A 17,430-nucleotide genomic window follows, 5' to 3' on the forward strand; every position below is an offset into this window, starting at 1 on the left:
CTCACCTGCCCCCGCGCTCGCCGCTCTGCTGTTGCTGCTGGGCGCGTTCCTCCGGCGACGGCCCGAAGACGTTGTCCAGTGCCTGCTCACGCAGTTCCGGTGTGACGCCGGCCGCGTCGTCGATCCTCGACGTCAGATCACCGACCTGCCCCTCGGTGAGAACGGTGCGCCCGGTGTCCTTCCAGGTCTGTTCGATGTCCTGGCCGGCCTGCTCCCACGACTCCTTGCTCCAGTCCGGATCCAGGTAGTCGGGCTTGAAGACCTCGTCCCAGCCCTGCTGGGTGATCTCCTCCTCGGAGGCGTGCGGATTGCCGCCCGCCAGGGCGTTGACACCGACCTTGAGGGTGCCCTCGACGTACTGGTCGTGCTCCCACTGGGTACCCGCCGCCAGACCGAGACGGTTCGCTATCGCGCTCGCGTCGCTCACCAGGGCCCGCACGCCCCACTCCCACCGCTCGCAGAAGTCCTCGAAGTCGACGGACAGGCCGTGGTGACCGGCCTCCATGCCGGTCATCGCCAGCTCGGAGAAACCCTTGCCCATCACCGAGCCGGTCGCCCCGCCCAAGTCTCCGAGCTGATCGATGGTGGCACCGACGCCCTGCGTGAACTTGACGACCGACGCCTGGTCGAAGCTGAGGTCCACCCCGTCACCGCCCACGACCGTTCCCCTCCACCTCGGCATCCACAGCTGCTGTGTCCGGGACGACGCCGGTCACCGGCGGGAAGAACATCGCCCCGTCCTCCGTCGCGATATCGACCGCCAGCCCGGCCGGCTCATCCAGACCCGGCACGATCTCGTCCACGATCCGCGCGCCCAGCAGCGCGGCGTAGTCCATCGGTCGGTCACCCGGACCGTGCAGCAGCGCGAAACGCGCCAGCGCCACCTCGTCCGTGAACGCGCAGACCCACCGCACACCACCGGACCGCGCCGACCACAGACCACCGCCCACCGCCGGCACCAGAAGAACCGACCGCCGCATCTCACCGACCAACGCCCGCGGATCACCAACTCCCGCTCTCCGCTCGGCGATCCGCTCGGCGAGCGCCGTCCTTGCCTGCTCCACGGCCCCTCCCACCTCCTGGATCACTACCGGCACCCTAGAACAGGACGTATGTTCGGAAGAGATGGTTCGCGTCTGTGGTCGAAGCTGTCTTGACGGAGGTCGGCGGACACGAACGTCTCGAACCACAACCGGCAGGTGCGGTTGTCGTTCCTCGGGTAGCTCCACGGCTTCCGTCGCTGCGTGAGTGGTTTCGGACGGGCCGAATGAGCGGGTGCGCCTGCGCCGGCGGCGTCACTGGACGGATCGGCCGGTTGGCGGACCCGGGCGTGGGCGGGCGATGCGTCGGCCGTCACCGGGTGGTGTCCTGGTTCGTCGCCTTCCCTGTCCGATGGTCTCCTCGCGAAATGCGTTCCAGGCCCGGCTCGATCGCGTAGTCCTCGAGTGTCAGGAACACATGGCTGATGAGATGGGCGAGCGGCTCACGGATCCGTTCGCCGTTCGCCTGTGAGGTCCGCTGGTTCTCCCACCAGTCGCGTGCGAACTCAGGGGCGGCGCATGAGCCTTGTGCGAACGCGTCGAGAAGCGCCGGCGACCGTGCTGTCGCGCTGTCCGAGGTGAGTTCCTCGGGCCGGGACCAGGCCCGGTTCCGTGGGGGAGGGGGCGGCGACGGCAGGCAGGCCCGGGTGGCTTCCGGAGACGGTTTCCGCGTAGCGACCGAAGAGGGCCTGTGCCGCGTCCAGTCCTTGTCGGCCGGCAGGGGGTGCGTGCCGGTGGACGTGCCGAACCGGCCGGACGGATCGGTACGCGGAGCGCGCGCCGCCCCCAGGGCACGACAACGGCCGCGATCCGGCGGGCCGACGCCGCGTCGAGCTCCGTCCCCACAGCGACAGGGACGATCGTCTTACCGCGCGGCCACACCCGCGAGAAGGCGCCGTCCGCGCCGGTACGCGCGAAACGGCGATCGACGGTTCTTGACGTTCCGGTCGAGTCGTCCTCGGAGGAACCCGTCGTCGACGATGCCGGTGGACTGCTCGGCGGTCGGCTTCCACACGGGCTGGAACGTGCGGTCCGCGTTGGGCATGACCATCGTCCCCGCCTCGTGAGGGCCAACGAAGAGGCCGTGGCCTTCCGGTCGCACAGCACCTCGCCGGTGCGGCGATCGGCGCAGGAGGCGAGCTGCGGGAAGACGGTGCCCCGTACACCTGATGCAGGTCGAAAGCGCGAGCAGCACAGGAAAGTCGATCGTGAGAGGCAGGGGATCCCGCGATGCGGATGTGCCGCCGTCGGGCGTGCACGGGCCCGACCGTTGTCAGTGCCGAGGTCTAGCGTGATCGGTAACTGCTCATGAGGTCCCCGTGCAACGGGTGACGGGGAGGAACAGCGCCATGCACCAGGAAATCGCCGACGAGGACCGGTTCGAGATGCCCGCCGCCTGGCTGCGGGCCCTGCCCGTGCTCCGGGCCGCCGCGAAGCCGGCCGAGGACGCGGTGGAGAAGGCCGCCCGCCGCTACGCGCAGGAGGCGGCCTGGTTCGAGGCGATGTTCTCCTCCTCCGGCAGCGACCCGGAGCTGGTGAAGGAGGGCCGGGCCCATCGGGAGGGCAGTCCCTCTCCGCTCGGAGCCGCCGTGGAGATCGCCGTCGGCTGGCACCACACGATGGTGGACGTGCTCGTCGACGCCTGCGTGACCGAACACGGCCTGCCGTTCGCCGCCGGTGCCGTCGTGGAGCTGGGATGGGTCAACCCCCATTACAAGCAGTCAGGTTCCCGACGGTACGACGCGGCGCTGCGGAGAACGACCGGTTACCGGACCTACCACGTGTGGGAGACCGCCGCCCGTGTCCGGGACCTGCTCGCGGCGGCCGACGAGGAGACCCGACAGCGGACCGTCGAGGCCCTCGCCGGCCTCCGGGACAGCGTCGAGCGCCGCATCGTGGTCTCCTACCTGGTACCCGAGGAGCACGCCTGGGTCGACGAGTGCTGCGACGGTCCGATACCGAACGACTCCGTCCTGCGGCGCATGCTCCTTCTCTCCCTGTACCGGCCGGAGCAGATCGCCCGCATCGGCGAAGGAGCACGACTCGGCTGGAACGGCTGGAACCTCCAACTGCTCGCCACCCTCGCGAACCGGCTCGGTCCCGCCGTCGGGTCCCTGCTGGAGGACGCGTTCGACGGAGCCTACGGATCCGACGGACACCGGGACGTCGCGGGCTGGGCCGCCGAACTGCCCACCGACGACGCCTTCCGCCTGCTGCTGAGGAAGGGCGGCGACCGCAATGTCCGCCCCGCCCTGCTCGACGCCATGAACCGCTACCCGCGGCGGGCCCTGCGGCTGCTCTCCGCCGCCGCGGCGGGCGACAGCGAACAGGCGTCCCTCTCCCGGATGCTGCTGCCCCTGCACGTGGTGACCCACCCGGAGCTCACGAAGGAGACGCTGCCCGCCCTGCCCGAGGCGTCCGCAGCCGCCGTCGCCCCGTTGCTGAAGCGGGGCGAACGGGACGCGGAAGCGCCCGCGGAGGCGCTCCCCGCCCTGCTGGTCGCCCCGCCGTGGACCCGCAAGCGCGCCGGCCGCAAGGCCCGCGTGGCCCGCGACGTCCCCGGGGCGCCGCAGGCCGAAGTGGCCTGGAAGCCCGGGGAGCAGGAGGCCTGGGCGGCCACCATCGTCGACGAAACCCCCTGGTGGCGCGAGCACGACTGGTCCCGCGAGATCCAGCGGATGCAGCAGGGGACGTGGCGGGGCGACATCCGCGACGCCCGCCTCTTCGTCACCGGCCCCGAGGACGTCGTACGCCCGCTGCTCGACGCCTTCGCCCCCGAGCACGTCTGGGACACCGAGAGCCACCTCAGGCCCGTCGCCGCCCGCCACGGCCTGTACGCCCTGCCGATGCTGAGCCGGCTCGCCGCCCGCCACCCGGCCACCGCCGGCGGCCTGCTGCTGCCCTACCGCGGTGTCGAGGTGGCCCGGCAGATGGCCGAGTGGCTGGTGCGCCGTCAGTCGCTGAGGCCCACGGTTATCGCCTGGCTCCGCCGCCACGGCCGGGCCGCGGCCGCCTTCCTCGTTCCCGACGCCGTCGGCCCGGCGGGCAGGCCCCGCACCCACGCCGAACACGCCCTGCGGCAACTCGCCGCAGGAGTGGGCCCCGAGGCCGTGCGGGAGATCGCCGCCGGCTGCGGCGCCGAGGCCGAGGAGATCGTCGCCGACCTCCTCGCCGGCGATCCGCTGGAGGCCGCCCTCCCGGCGAGGATGCCCTCCCCCTGCACCTGGGCCGACCCCGCCCTGTTCCCGCAGATCCGGCTCACCGGCGGCCGCGGCGCCCTGCCCGACGACGCCGTCCGTCACGTGACGACCATGCTGCAGATCTCCAAGCCCGGTGACGTCTACCCCGGCCTCGCCACCGTCACCGAGCACTGCGACGCCGGCTCCCTCGCCGAGTTCGCCTGGGCCCTCTTCGAGACGTGGCGGTTCCACGGCATGCCGGCCAAGGACAGCTGGGCCCTCCATGCCCTCGGCCTCCTCGGCGACGACGAGACCGTCCGCCGTCTCACCCCCCTCGTGCGTGCCTGGCCCGGTGAGAACGCCCACCACCGGGCCGTCGAGGGCCTCACCGTCCTCGCAGCGATCGGCACCGACACCGCCCTGCGCCATCTGCACGGCATCTCCCAGCGTGTGCCGTTCAAGGCCCTCAAGAAGCGAGCCCGGGAGAAGATCGACGAGGTCGCCGAAGGACTCGGCCTCACCACCGACCAGCTCGCCGACCGGCTGGTCCCCGACCTCGGCCTCGCCGACGACGGCAGCACCGTCATCGACTACGGCCCGCGCCGCTTCACCGTCACCTTCGACGAACAGCTCCGCCCCTGTGTCCGTGACGAGACCGGCAAGCTCCGCAAGTCCCTGCCGGCCCCGGGCGTCAAGGACGACCAGGAACTCGCCCCCGCCGAGCGCAAGCGGTTCGCCGCCCTCAAGAAGGAGGTCCGAACCATCGCCTCCGACCAGCTGCGCCGCCTGGAGGCCGCCATGGTCACCGGCCGCTCCTGGACCGCCGCCGAGTTCCGCGAACTGCTCGTCGCACACCCCCTTCTGCGCCACTTGGTGCGCCGCCTGGTCTGGCTCGGCGACGGCGACGGCATGGTGACCGCGTTCCGTGTCGCCGAGGACCTCACCCTCGCCGACGTCCACGACGACGCATGGACCCTCCCCGCCGACGCCACCGTGCGCCTCGCCCACCCTCTCCATCTGGGAGACGAACTCGAGCCCTGGGCCGACCTCTTCGCCGACTACGAGATCCTCCAGCCCTTCCCGCAGCTCGGGCGCCCCGTGCACGCCTTCACCGACGAGGAGGCCACCGGCCACCGGCTGACCCGCTTCGAGGGCGTCACCGTCCCCGTCGGCAAGCTCCTCGGCCTCACCAAGCGCGGCTGGGAACGCGGCACACCCGAGGACAACGGCGTGGAACGCTGGTTCTCCCGCCCGATCGCCCGCGACCGCCACCTCGTCATCGCCCTCGGCGACGGCATCGCCGTCGGCATGGTCGACGCGTTCCCCGACCAGACCCTCGAGACCGTATGGATCGACACCGCCCCCGGTGACTACTGGGGCAGCCACACGTACCCGCACCGCCTCGGCGAGATCGACCCCGTCATCGCCTCCGAGATCCTCGCCGACCTGACCGACATCACCGCCAAGTGAGCCCCGCCGTGACCACAGTGAGCGACCCGCACCCGCCCCGCCTGCAGCGCCCGCCCGCAGAAGTGCGCCACGCCGACGAACTCGCCGAGCTGCGTGCCGGGGACACCGACCCGCGGCCGCCCGGCTGGCAGCTCAGCCTCCGTGCCGCCCTCCGCTTCGTGGTCGGAGACCCCGACGCCGGCATCAGCCGCAAGTTCGTCGGCAGCCCTTCGCTCGTCGAACGGGCCCTGGTGACCCTGGCCACCAACCGGGGTCTGATGCTCGTCGGTGAACCCGGCACCGCCAAGTCGCTGCTCTCCGAGCTCATCGCGGCAGCCGTCAGCGGCACCTCCACGCTCACTGTGCAGGGCGGCGCGGCCACCACCGAGGACCAGATCAAGTACTCCTGGAACTATGCCCTGCTGGTCTCCGAAGGCCCCTCCCGCCGCTCCCTGGTGCCCGCCCCCATGCTCCGCGGCATGGCCGAGGGACGCATCGTCCGCTTCGAGGAGATCACCCGCTGCCCCCTCGAGGTCCAGGACTGCCTGCTCTCCCTGCTCTCCGAACGCGTCGTCGCCGTCCCCGAACTCGACGGCGACGACGGCATGGTCTTCGCCCGCCAGGGCTTCAACGTCATCGCCACCGCCAACACCCGCGACCGCGGCGTCAATGAGATGAGCGCCGCACTCAAACGCCGCTTCAACTTCGAGACCGTCTTCCCGATACCCGACCTCGATACCGAACTCGCCCTCGTCGAAGCCGAGTCCACCGCCCTGCTCCGCGAGTCCGGAGTCGAGCGGGCACCCGACCGGGACCTCCTCGAGGTACTGGTCGGTACCTTCCGCGAACTGCGCGGCGCGCCCGGCCAGGACGACCGGCCCTCCGCGGTGATGAGCACCGCCGAAGCCGTCTCCACGGCCCACGCCGTCGGCCTGCGCGGCTGGTTCCTGCGCGGCGAGGCCGGCAACGCCGCCGACATCGTCTCCTGTCTCGCCGGCACCGCCGCCAAGGACAGCCCCGAGGACCTCGCCCGCCTGCGCCGCTTCCTCGAACAGCAGGCCCGCCTGCGCCGAGGTCCCCAGTGGCAGGCCCTCCACGACGCCCGGCACCTGCTGGACCAACGGTGAGCACCGCCCGCGTCACCTTCCTGGGGGTGCGCCACCACTCACCGGCCTGCGCCGGCCTCGTTCGCCGCACGATCCGCGAACTGCGCCCGGCATACGTCCTGGTCGAGGGCCCCGCCGACATGAACGACCGGATCGGCGAACTGCTCCTCGGACACGAACTGCCCATCGCCGTCTTCGGCCACTACCGCGGCACCGAACGGGTCGCCACCTCCTGGACCCCGCTGTGCGCGTACTCCCCGGAATGGGTGGCACTCACCGAGGGCCGTACCGCGGGCGCCGAGGTCCGGTTCATCGACCTGCCCGCCTGGCACCGCGCCTTCACCGACCGCCCCGACGGCGCGGCCAACCGCTACGCCGACGCCGAGACCCGCTACAGCCGCGCCACCGAACGGCTCCGCGCCCGTTACCGGGTCGACACCGTGGACGCCCTGTGGGACCGCCTCTTCGAGATCGCCGATCCGGACGGCCTGCGGGACCGCCTGGACGCCTACTTCGCCCTGGTGCGCGGCGACACCGAGGCCGACGACGGGGACCGCGCCCGCGAGCAGTACATGGCCTCCTGGGTCCGTGCCGCAGTCGCACACGCCGGCAGCCGGCCGGTCCTGGTGGTGACCGGCGGCTTCCACCAGCCCGCCCTGCGCGCCCTCACCGCCGCCCCCGGCACGTCTCCGGGCGCGGAACCCGCCGCATGGCCCCCGGTGCCCGTCCCGCCCGACGGGGCTGCGGGCGGCAGCTTCCTGGTGCCCTACTCCTTCCGCCAGATGGACGCCTTCGCCGGCTACCAGTCCGGCATGCCGTCCCCCGGCTACTACCAGCACCTGTGGGACGAAGGCCCCGACGCGGCCGCGAAAACCCTCCATCGCACCGTCGTGGAACGGCTCCGCGCCCGCCGCCTCCCCGCCTCCACCGCCGCCCTGATCTCCGCCCACACCCTCACCGAAGGCCTCGCCGCCCTCCGCGGACACCCCCGCCCCGCCCGCGTCGACGTCCTGGACGGCCTCGCCGCCGCGCTGATCACCGACGACCTCGACCAGCCGCTCCCCTGGAACACCGACGGCCCCCTGAGGCCCGGCGCCCACCCCGCCGTCGTCGAAACGGTCGTCGCCTGCACCGGCGACCGCACCGGCCGCCTCCACCCCGACACCCCGTTGCCACCCCTGGTCCACCACGTGACTGCCGAGGAGATCCGCCTCGGTCTTGACGGCGACCGCACCCTCGACCTCGACCTCACCAACCCCCGAGGACTCGAACGCAGCCGCTTTCTCCACCAGTTGCGCGTCCTCGGCATCCCCGGCCACACCCGCCTCACCGGCCCCGACCACGGAGCCGACCCCCGCGACCGCGAAACCTGGGAACCTTGCCCCCGCACCGGCCGCGACGCCGCACTGACCGAGGCCGGCGCCTACGGAGCCCGCCCCGACGAGGCCGCCACAGCCCTCCTCGCCCGCCGCCTCCGCGACACCGGTACAGCCGCCGACGCCGGGACCACCGCCGCCCTCCTCTTCGACGCCGTCCTCTGCGGAGCCGGAACCCTCTCCCGCGACCTCCTGGACGGCCTCGCCCACCGGATCCGTACTACCGCCGACCCCGGCCCCCTCGGGCGGGCCCTCGCCGTGGTACTGGGCCTCTGGCGCCATGACCGCGTCTTCGGTACCGCCCGTGACCCGCTGTTCGGCACCGTCCTCGACCACGCCGTCGACCGGATCTTCCACCTGGTGGAGGGCCTCCACGGCGGCCCGCCCGGCGTCGACGTCTCCCGCCTGCGCGCCCTGACCGCCGTCCGCGACGCCCTCCTCCACGCCGCACCCGCCCTTACCCTCACCACCCCGGAAACCGCCGCCGCAACCGCCGCCCGCATCGCCCGCGACCGGCACGCCCCCGCCGACCTGCGCGGCGCCGCCCTCGGCCTGTGCCGCGCCCTCGGAGCCCTGGCCGAACCCGCCGGCGAGGCCGAAGCGTTCGCCGTCGCGGCCGACCCCGCCGTTCTCGGCGACTGGCTGGCCGGCCTGCTCGCCCTCGCCCGCGAAGAAATCCTGCGGCCCGCCCCGAAGGGCGAACAGTCCCTGCTCGCCACCCTGGACGGCGTCGTCACCACCATGACCGACGACGTCTTCCTCCACGCCCTGCCCGCCCTGCGTCAGGCCTTCGCCTTCTTCCCGCCCCGTGAACGCGAACGCGTCGCACAACTCCTCCTCGACCGCCGGAACCTGCACGGCTCCGCCCGCACCCTGCTGCGCACCACCGCCGACCCGCTGCTCCTCGCCCGTGCCGCGGCCCTCGAGGAACACACCGGCCTCCTGCTCGACCGGCACGCCCTCGGAGCACCCCGATGACCCCCGACGACCCCCGCGCAGGACTGGAACGCTGGCGGCTGATCCTCGGCGCCCCCGCCGAACGCCGCACCGGCGGCCTCGACGGCCCGGACGCCGCCCGCGACACCGCCCTCCAGTGGCTCTACGGCCGCGACGACGACCTCGCCCGCCGTGGTGAACGCCGCGGCACCGCCGACGGCCGGGAGGGCGGCGACGGCCCCTCCACGCTCGCCGTCGTCGACTGGCTCGACGACATCCACCGGCTCTTCCCCCGGGAGACGGTCGAACGCCTCGAACGCGACGCCGTGGAGACCTACGGCATCGACGAGATCATCACCGATCCCGACGTTCTTCTCCGCGTAGAACCCAGCACCAGCCTGCTGCGGGCCGTGCTGCGCACCAAACACCTGATGAACCCGCACATTCTGGCCGCCGCCCGGCGCGTCGTCGAAGCCGTCGTGCGCGACCTGACGGAGCGACTGAGGCCGGAGGTCCGGCGCGCCCTCACCGGAGCCCGCTTTCGCCGCCCCAGCCGAGCCCCCCTCGCCCGGAACTTCGACTTCAGGGCCACCATCCGCGCCAACCTCGCCCACTACCGGCCCGAGGACCGCCGCATCCTCATCGAGCAGCCGCACTTCCACTCCCGAACCCGCCGCCACATCGAGCAGTGGCAGCTGATCCTCCTCGTCGACCAGTCCGGCTCCATGGCCGGATCCGTGATCCACTCCGCCGTCACCGCTGCCTGCCTATGGGGCCTGCCCGGACTGCGCACCCACCTGGTCGCTTTCGACACGCAGGTCGTCGACCTCACCTCCGACGTCACCGACCCCGTCGAACTCCTGATGAAGGTCCAGCTCGGCGGTGGCACCGACATCGCCCGCGCCGTCGACTACTCCGCCGGCCTCGTCGACAACCCGCGCCGCACGATCGTCGCCCTGATCACCGACTTCTACGAGGGCGGCGACGCCCACCGCCTGACCCGAACCGTCCGCGACCTGACCGGACAGGGCGTCACCGTCCTCGGCCTCGCCGCCCTCGACGAGGAGGCCGCCCCCTCCTACGACCGCGACCTGGCCGGCCGCCTCGCCGAGGCCGGCGCGCACATCGGCGCCATGACCCCCGGCCACCTGGCCGAATTCGTCGCCGGGAGAATGGCCCACGGAGGACGAACGGCATGACCCGCACCGACCTGCTCGCCCTCACCCCCGACACCCTCGCCGCCCTCGCCAACCGCGGCCTGGTCAAACGCGCCGCCAAGGACCTCGACGCCGGAGCAGGCCCCGACCTGGACGTCACCGGCGACCACACCGTGCACGGCTGCTTTCCTGACGGCACCGAGACCCGACTGCCGACCGGCGCCACCCTGCAGGACGCCAGCTGCAGCTGCGGGGCCCACGGAGTCTGCCGCCACCGCATCGGCCTCGTCCTCGCCTACCAGCGCACCGCGACCGCATCGGACACCCCGCCGCCTTTCACCGACTGGTCCCCCGGAAGCATCGACGACACCGCCCTCGCCGAGGCCTTCGGCCGTCCCGTCCTCACCGCGGCCCGTCGCACCCGCGACCGCGGCTACCAGGCCGTCCTCCACCGCCCCACCCCCGCCGACCCCGTTCCCGCCGTCGAACTCCCCGCCTGCACCGTCCGCTTCCCCGTGCCCCACCGCCCCGGCTTCGCCGTCACCGACGCCGCCGAGCCGCTACGCGGCCCGACGGTCGTCCTCGCCGTCTGGGCCTTCCGAGCCGCCGACACCGAGGGCAGCGACCGAGTCACCGTCGGAGGAAAGGAAACAACCCCGGACAACGGCGACAGCGCCCACCGCGCAGCCATGGACCTCGTCGACGAACTCCTCGTCGAAGGCGTCCCCCAGGCGGGCCCCGTCCTGGACGGAACCCTCCGCCGTGCCGGCGCCGCCCTCACGGCCACCGGCCGCCACTGGCCCGCCGCGGCCCTCGAGGGGATACGCCACCAGCTCGCCGAGCACGCCGTCCGCGGCGCCCGCCACGACCGCGAGACCCACGCCCTGCTCCTCGCCGAACTCCACGCCCGCCACCGCGCCGCCCCCACCGACCCCGCAGCCGTCCTCGGCACTGCCGAGACGGCCCGCACAGCCTTGCGCCGAGTCCGCCTCGTCGCCCTCGGCTGTCACGTCGACGGCTCCGCCCGCGACCGCACCGCCGACGTCTTCCTCGCCCACCCCGACGCCGGTGTCGTCCTCGTTCTGCACAAACGCTGGGAGCTGCCCGACGGTCAGGCGCCCACCGGCCACGACCTCGGCTCCCGCAGGATCCTCGGTACGAACCTGCGCACCCTTGCCGCAGCCAACGTGGTCAGCGAGGCCACCTCCCGCACAGCCGGCCGCGCCGTGGAGATCGCCCGCGGCCGGATCGCCACCACGTCCGTCACCCCCGTCGGCACCGCCTGGGACGACCTGCCGCCCGGGCTGCTGGTCACCGACCTCGCCGCACAGTTCCCCGCCCCCGGTGCCCTCCCTCCCCGCCTCGTCCGCCCTCGGGTGGAGGCCGAGTCCATGCGCGTCCTCGCCGTCGCGGAGGCCGGACCCGTGCGGTACGACCCGGCCGCACAGCGCCTCGAAGCCGTCCTTCACGACCCGGCCGGCAACGAGGCCCTGCTGAGCGCCGCGCACAACCCCCACTGCCCCGGCACCCTGGACGCCCTGGCCTACGCCCTCGCCTCCGGCACCGCCGACCGGATCAGCGGTTCCCTCCGCCATGACCGGGGCAGGGTCCTCCTCGCCCCTCTCGCCGTCCGCACCTCCCGCGGCGTCCTCGTCCCCGACCTCGCCCCCGGCGACGGCGACACCGCCCTCCCCGTCGCCCCGCACCCCCCGGACGATCCCCTCACCACCGCCCTGGAACAGGCCCTCGCCGCCCTCGCCGAGGCCGCCCACCAGGGCCTGAAGCACCTGACTGCCACCGACCACGACATCCTCGAATCAGCAGCCGCCCTCCTGCGCCGAACCGGCTTCCACACCACCGCGGACAAGGTCTCCGCCGTGACGACCACCCTCCGCACCCACGGCCCGGCCCCCGCCACTTCCCACTGGTACACCGCCGTCATCCGCCTCACCACAACCCTGGAACTCCACCGGACCGGCCCGTACACATGGCCGTGACTGGAAATGATGGTCCGCTGCATTCGCGTTGAGCCCCAGCACCTTGTGCACGTCGTCCTCGATCAGCTCTCGGTTCGGTGGGACGGGCCGGGTCCACGTGGGGCGGTCGCGAGGCGGGCGGCCGGCGGCGCCGACGGCCGGGACCAAGATGTCCTGACGAAGGGTGTGCGAGTGCTCAAGAGCGGCGGGCCCCGGGAGGACCAAGGATCGCGACCAGCCTCTCTTCAGGGAGGCCGGCCATCCTCGGGGTCGCCTTGACTGAGGTTGGTGGACACCGACCGCGACAACCCCGACCGCCGGGTACGGCTGAGCTTCCTGGGCTGGGGATTCGCTTCGCCGGGGTTGTGCCGGTGAGGTCCGGCCCGCCACGACCGTGGCGGGCCGGACCTCTGTACGGTCGCGGGGCGGCTCAGCCGACCTGGCAGGCGGATCCGTTGAGCTCGAATTCCGTTGGGGTTCCGGTGTCACCCGTGTGGGTGGCCTGGAAGCCGATGGAGGTGCTCTCCCCCGGGGCGAGTGTCCCGTTGTAGCTGACGTTCTTGGCCGTGACCGCACCGCTGGTGGGCGCGAAGGTCGCGTTCCAGCCGGAGATGATGGCCTGTCCGGAGCGCAGCGTGAAGGCCAGCGTCCACCCGTTGAGCGTCGACGAACCGGTGTTGGTGAGGGTGATGTTGTCGGTGAGACCGTTGTTCCACGCGCTGACGGTGTTCGTCACCCGGCAGGCGCCGTTCGCCGGCGGAGGAGTGGTGGGCGGCGGCGTGGCCTGGTGCAGGCCGAAGAACGAGATGACCCTGGCGGTCATGCCGGAGGTGGGCAGGCTGTGGCCGACGCCCGAGACGCTGATGGCCTCGACGGGCGCCTGGGTGCTGTCGGCGCCGTAGCGGGTGCGGGTCCAGCCGGGCTGCGGGCTGTCGGTGAGCACCGGGGTCCGGCTCACGCCCAGCACGTCGGTCCACTGCTTGATCTCTTCGCCGAAGTTGTTGTAGTTCAGCGTCGTGTCCGTCGTGCCGTGCCAGAGCTGCATCCGCGGCCGCGACCCGCTGTAGCCGGGGTAGGCGGCGCGCACCAGGTCACCCCACTGCCGGGGCGTCTTGCTGATCCGGCCGTTGGCGCAGGCGCTGTTCCATCCCGATCCGTCGGTGGTGGCGAAACACCCGAACGGCACGCCCATGAACGCCGCTCCGGCCTTGAAGACGTCCGGGTAGTCGCCGAGGAGCACGTTGGTCATCATCGCCCCGGACGAAGCCCCGGCGACGTAGACGCGGTCGGCGTCGGCACCGTGGCGCTGTACCACGTGGTTCACCATGGAGGCGATGCTCGTCGGGTCACTGCCCCCGTTGTGCCTGAGCGCCTGCGGGGAGGACACGTCGAAGCACTGACCGCTGACGTTGGCGTCCGGGTAGACCACGATGAACCCGTACCGGTCGGCCAGCGAGGCGAACTCGGTGCCCGAGTAGAAGCCGGGCCCGGTGCCGGTGCAGTAGTGGACCGCGACCAGAACCGGCGGGTTCGCTCCGGCGCTGGTGGGCACGTACTCGTACATGCGCAGATTGCCGGGGTTGTTCCCGAAGTCGGTCACCTCGGCGAGGGAGGCGGCCCGTGCGCTCGGCGTCGCGAGGAGGAGGCCGGCGAGCAGGGGGACCACCCCGCCGAACAGTGCCGGCAGGAGTGGGCGTATCCGTAACTTTCGTCTGGCCTTCACGCGAGCGTCCTTTCCGCGGGGGTGGTGGAGCCGATGTGGCCGATGCGAGGGGTGTGACAACTCGAGCGCTTCGAAAGTTTCAGTCCTGCTGTCGAATTGATGCGAATAAGTTAAGAGTGAGGCTGTGGGGAGTCAACAGCGGTGACTCGCTTCGCAATTGATCAGGTGGTCCACTCCCTCAGGAGCCGGTCGATCGGACATTCAGGCAAGAGGCCCGAAAGATTTCGAAGGTCATCGGGCCACCCGGCCCCGGGTTGAGGTACGTGGGTCGAGACCGGTCAGGACCCCTGCCGCCATGGCGGATCGAACCGCTCCGGGTTCGGAGGCGCGCGGTGGCGGGGCCGGCGGCGACGCCCCGCGTCCCGCTGCGAGCCGGCCGGGACGGACGCCCGTTCGACCGCGGCTCGTTCACGGCCGTTGCCGGGGAAACGACTCCAGTGCGGCCGCCAGACCGGAGGCGTCCGTGCCGATCTTGCGGTAGACCGACGAGAGCAGATGGCGCACCCCCTGCTCCGTGAGGCGCAGCTTCCCGGCGATCACCGCCGTGGACACCCCTCGGACCGTCAGCTCGGCGGCCTCCCGTTCGGGCGCGGTCAGCGTGTCCGTCTGGGCGTACCGCAGGGGCAGCGGCCGCAGTCCGGCGGCGGCGAGCTCGTCCCTGGCCCGCATCGCCAGTGCCTCCGCGCCGCAGTGCACGGCGCCCTCCAGCCCGCGGTAGAGGCGGTCGGCGGCCTCCTGCACCTGCCCGGTGCGGGACAGCGCCGCCCCGTGGCCGACCAGGGCGCGGGCCAGCTCGTAGGCCGCGGGCGACTGTTCCAGCAGGCCGACGGCCTCCGCGTACAGGTCGAGCGAGGCCCGGCCGCCGGTCACCTCGGCCAGGGTGTGCACCGCCTGCCCGATCGCCGAGGCCGCCCCGAAGTCCCGGGCCCGCTTGACCGCGTCCTGCGCGTGCCGGACCGCCCGGTCGGGCGCGGTGCGGGCGAGCGCGGACGCCAGCCCCGACTGCCAGGCGCACCAGGCGGGATTGCGCCACTCCCGCCCGTCCAGCCACTCCCCGACGGCAAGGAGCAGCACGGCGGCCTCGTCCGCGCGGCCCTCCGCCAGCAGCAGCTCGGCGTACACCGTCCGCGGGTCGGGGTAGATGACGGCGTTCGGGACCAGCCTGCCGTAGCGGTGCTGGTCGGCGACCTGGCGGGCCGCCGCCGTGCGTCCGCGGGCCAGGAGCGTCTGGATGAGGATGCCGACGGCGAACCACTGGGCGGGCACCGCCCCCTCCACCCGGTCGGCGATGCGCAGCCCCTCCCGGACGAGGTTCTCCGCCTCGGCCAGGGACCCCCGGCGGTAGCGGATGTACCCGGCGAGGGTCTGGCCCAGGGCGAGGTGGGAACCGCGCCAGCCCTTCGCCTCGCACTCCGCCATGCCCCTGCTGAACAGCTCCTCGGCCCGCCGCGGCCGGTCGGCGTAGAGGAACACCATCGCCACCGCCACCGGCACCTCGAAGCCCCGGTTCTCGTCGGTCCAGCTCAGCCCGCCCCGCAGGGCCCGCTCGGCGTACTCGAGGGCCGTCTGCCGCGGCTCGCCGCACACCACCGCCTCCCAGGCCCGCAGGCCCAGGATGTACCGCTCCTCCAGGCCCCGGCCGGTCACCTTCGCGGCCAGCCTGGCGAGCCTGCGCGAGCGGGCGACGGGGTCCGGCTCGTCGGTGCGGTACGAGCTCCACACGAAGTGGTCGGCCTGCATCCGCAGCCGGATCCGGGGATGGGTGGTGCGCCGCGCCTCGTCGGCGGCGACGGCCGCGGCCTCGGCCACCTGGTCGATGTGCGCCAGCGCCTGCGCGAGCCGGTACACGATGGACGCCCGCAGCTCCGGGTCGATGCCGGGCTCCGCCAGTGCCTCACGGAGATGCGCGACCGTGGCCGTGGGCTTGATGAGGAAGGTGGAGGAGGCGAGTTCGTGCAGCAGCTCGGCGCGCTGCTCGGGCAGCGGCGGCTCCTGGAGCGCCCGCGCCAGCAGCCGCCGGGCCGCTTCCGGGGCGCCGGCGCGCATGTACTCGCGGGCGGCCTCGCGCAGACACGCCACCGCCTCGGTGCGGCCCTCGCAGGGCACCTCCAGCAGGTGCCGGGCGGCCGCCGTCGGCCCGAATCCGGCGGCACGGATGGCCTCGGCGGCCCCGTTGTGCAGTCCGACCCGCAGCGCCGGGGGGATGGAACGGTAGATGGTGGTGGCGATCAGCGGGTGGACGAAGGCGAGTCCGTCCCCGCTCCCGTCGTCCTCGGCCAGGATCCGGGCGGCGCGCAGCCGCTCCGTCGCCTCGGCGGCCGCCTCGCCGCCGACCACGGCGATGGTGGCGGCGAGCTCCTGGGACACGGACTCGCCGAGCACGGCCGCGGCGTAGGCGAAACGGACGGTGGACGTCCCGAGGGCGAGCAGACGTTCGATCAGTCCGCGTCCCTTGACCGCCGCGGCGAGGTCCCGCATCGCGCGCAGCTCGTGCCGGGTGCCCCGCAGATTGTGTGCGCCCAGGCGGATGGCGAGTTCGACGGCCTCGAACGGGCTTCCCCCGGTGACCTGCCGGCACTCCTCGCAGAACTCGTCCTCCGCCTCGTCCCCCACCTCGTCCCTGACGATCCGCGCCACCCCCTCGGAGGTGAGCGGTTCCAGCGCGTAGGGGCGGGTGCCGAGGCTGCCCGGCAGGTCGCGCAGCGGCTCCGCCCCGGGCGGCAGGTCGTCGGGCCGGTGGGCGAGGACGATCAGCAGCGGCAGATCCGCCACCCTGGGCGCGAAGGAGGTGAGCCAGTCGAGGGACTCGACGTCCGCCCAGTGCAGGTCGTCGAGCAGCAGCACCATGGGCGCCTTCCGCACGGCGAGCCGGGTCATGACCCAGTCCAGGCCCTCGCGGACCCCGGACGGGTCGGGCGCGTGGGGGCCGGACCCCGCTTCCAGGCCGAGGGCGACGGCGACGACGTCGTACCAGCTGTCCAGGAACGCGCGGAGCTCGCCGCCGTCCATCGCGGCCAGTGAGGGCTGGAGGAGCCGGCGCACCACACGGAACGCCAGTTCCTGCTCGTTCCTGCCGCCGCAGCTCGACAGCACGGTGACGCCCTGGGCCAGCGCGCGGGAGCGGGCCTGCGCCAGCAGCGCCGTCTTGCCGATCCCGCCCGGTCCGGTGAAGACGAGGAGGCCGCCGCGCGGCGCCTGCGGCACCCCGTCCCGGGTGTCCCGCAGGGCCGCCAGCGCCTCGTCCAGGGCATGGAGTTCCCGTCGGCGTTCCAGCAACGGCCGGGACTCGGTGACGTGCTGCCGCCGCTCGATCGCCATGTGCCGTACCGCTTCCTGTCGTTCGGCCAACGGGTGGCAGACGAGCGTATGCCTGTCGCGGCGCACCGTGTCCGTGTTCCGGCAGGGCCACCACAGGACGGATGAATCGAAGGCGGCGGCGGCTTGAGGCGTCCTCCCCGTGGGTACGGGACGCCGAATGGACGGCGCCC

At 73.0% G+C, this 17,430-nt stretch carries 10 protein-coding genes; 5 read left to right on the forward strand and 5 right to left on the reverse strand.

Annotated elements, in window-relative coordinates; all coding sequences use genetic code 11:
• Position 1 precedes the first annotated feature (1 nt).
• The 3 genes from ADK41_RS18430 to ADK41_RS18440 form a co-directional block, all read right to left on the reverse strand.
• Positions 2 to 658, reverse strand: a complete 657-nt coding sequence (locus ADK41_RS18430) for a hypothetical protein (protein ID WP_030822498.1) — start codon at positions 656 to 658, stop codon at positions 2 to 4.
• Complete coding sequence (locus ADK41_RS18435) at positions 648 to 1,064, reverse strand: SseB family protein (RefSeq protein WP_030822501.1); 417 nt, start codon at positions 1,062 to 1,064, stop codon at positions 648 to 650. Before ADK41_RS18435 ends, ADK41_RS18430 begins: the two co-directional genes overlap by 11 nt.
• An 841-nt stretch (positions 1,065 to 1,905) precedes the next feature.
• Positions 1,906 to 2,085 (reverse strand): hypothetical protein, encoded by a 180-nt coding sequence (locus ADK41_RS18440; protein WP_158717646.1) that lies wholly within the window; start codon positions 2,083 to 2,085, stop codon positions 1,906 to 1,908.
• A gap of 304 nt (positions 2,086 to 2,389) precedes the next feature.
• On the opposite strand from ADK41_RS18440, the gene ADK41_RS18445 reads away from it, so the two are divergent.
• The 5 genes from ADK41_RS18445 to ADK41_RS18465 are packed head-to-tail and all read left to right on the forward strand — an operon-like array spanning position 2,390 to position 12,240.
• Positions 2,390 to 5,689 (forward strand): DUF4132 domain-containing protein, encoded by a 3,300-nt coding sequence (locus ADK41_RS18445; protein ID WP_037803717.1) that lies wholly within the window; start codon positions 2,390 to 2,392, stop codon positions 5,687 to 5,689.
• Positions 5,690 to 5,697: 8 nt separating this feature from the next.
• On the forward strand, positions 5,698 to 6,795 hold the full coding sequence (locus tag ADK41_RS18450; protein ID WP_030822509.1) for an AAA family ATPase: 1,098 nt from the start codon (positions 5,698 to 5,700) through the stop codon (positions 6,793 to 6,795).
• Positions 6,792 to 9,128: a DUF5682 family protein gene (locus ADK41_RS18455; RefSeq protein WP_030822512.1), complete on the forward strand. Its 2,337-nt coding sequence runs from the start codon at positions 6,792 to 6,794 to the stop codon at positions 9,126 to 9,128. Before ADK41_RS18450 ends, ADK41_RS18455 begins: the two co-directional genes overlap by 4 nt.
• Entirely contained in the window at positions 9,125 to 10,285 is a 1,161-nt protein-coding gene (locus tag ADK41_RS18460; protein WP_030822515.1) for a VWA domain-containing protein, read from the forward strand. Before ADK41_RS18455 ends, ADK41_RS18460 begins: the two co-directional genes overlap by 4 nt.
• Positions 10,282 to 12,240 carry a hypothetical protein gene (locus ADK41_RS18465; RefSeq protein ID WP_051843037.1) on the forward strand — a complete coding sequence of 653 codons (1,959 nt, stop codon included), beginning with the start codon at positions 10,282 to 10,284 and terminating at the stop codon, positions 12,238 to 12,240. Before ADK41_RS18460 ends, ADK41_RS18465 begins: the two co-directional genes overlap by 4 nt.
• Before the next feature lie 409 nt (positions 12,241 to 12,649).
• Here ADK41_RS18465 and ADK41_RS18470 read toward each other — a convergent pair whose 3' ends face one another.
• Both ADK41_RS18470 and ADK41_RS18475 read right to left on the reverse strand, forming a co-directional pair.
• Positions 12,650 to 13,942, reverse strand: a complete 1,293-nt coding sequence (locus ADK41_RS18470) for an extracellular catalytic domain type 1 short-chain-length polyhydroxyalkanoate depolymerase (RefSeq protein WP_078661853.1) — start codon at positions 13,940 to 13,942, stop codon at positions 12,650 to 12,652.
• A gap of 408 nt (positions 13,943 to 14,350) precedes the next feature.
• Positions 14,351 to 17,260, reverse strand: a complete 2,910-nt coding sequence (locus ADK41_RS18475; protein ID WP_051843038.1) for an ATP-binding protein — start codon at positions 17,258 to 17,260, stop codon at positions 14,351 to 14,353.
• Between the last annotated feature and the right edge of the window lie 170 nt (positions 17,261 to 17,430).

The organism is Streptomyces caelestis (genome assembly GCF_001279005.1).
GTDB classification, from domain to species: domain Bacteria; phylum Actinomycetota; class Actinomycetes; order Streptomycetales; family Streptomycetaceae; genus Streptomyces; species Streptomyces heliomycini.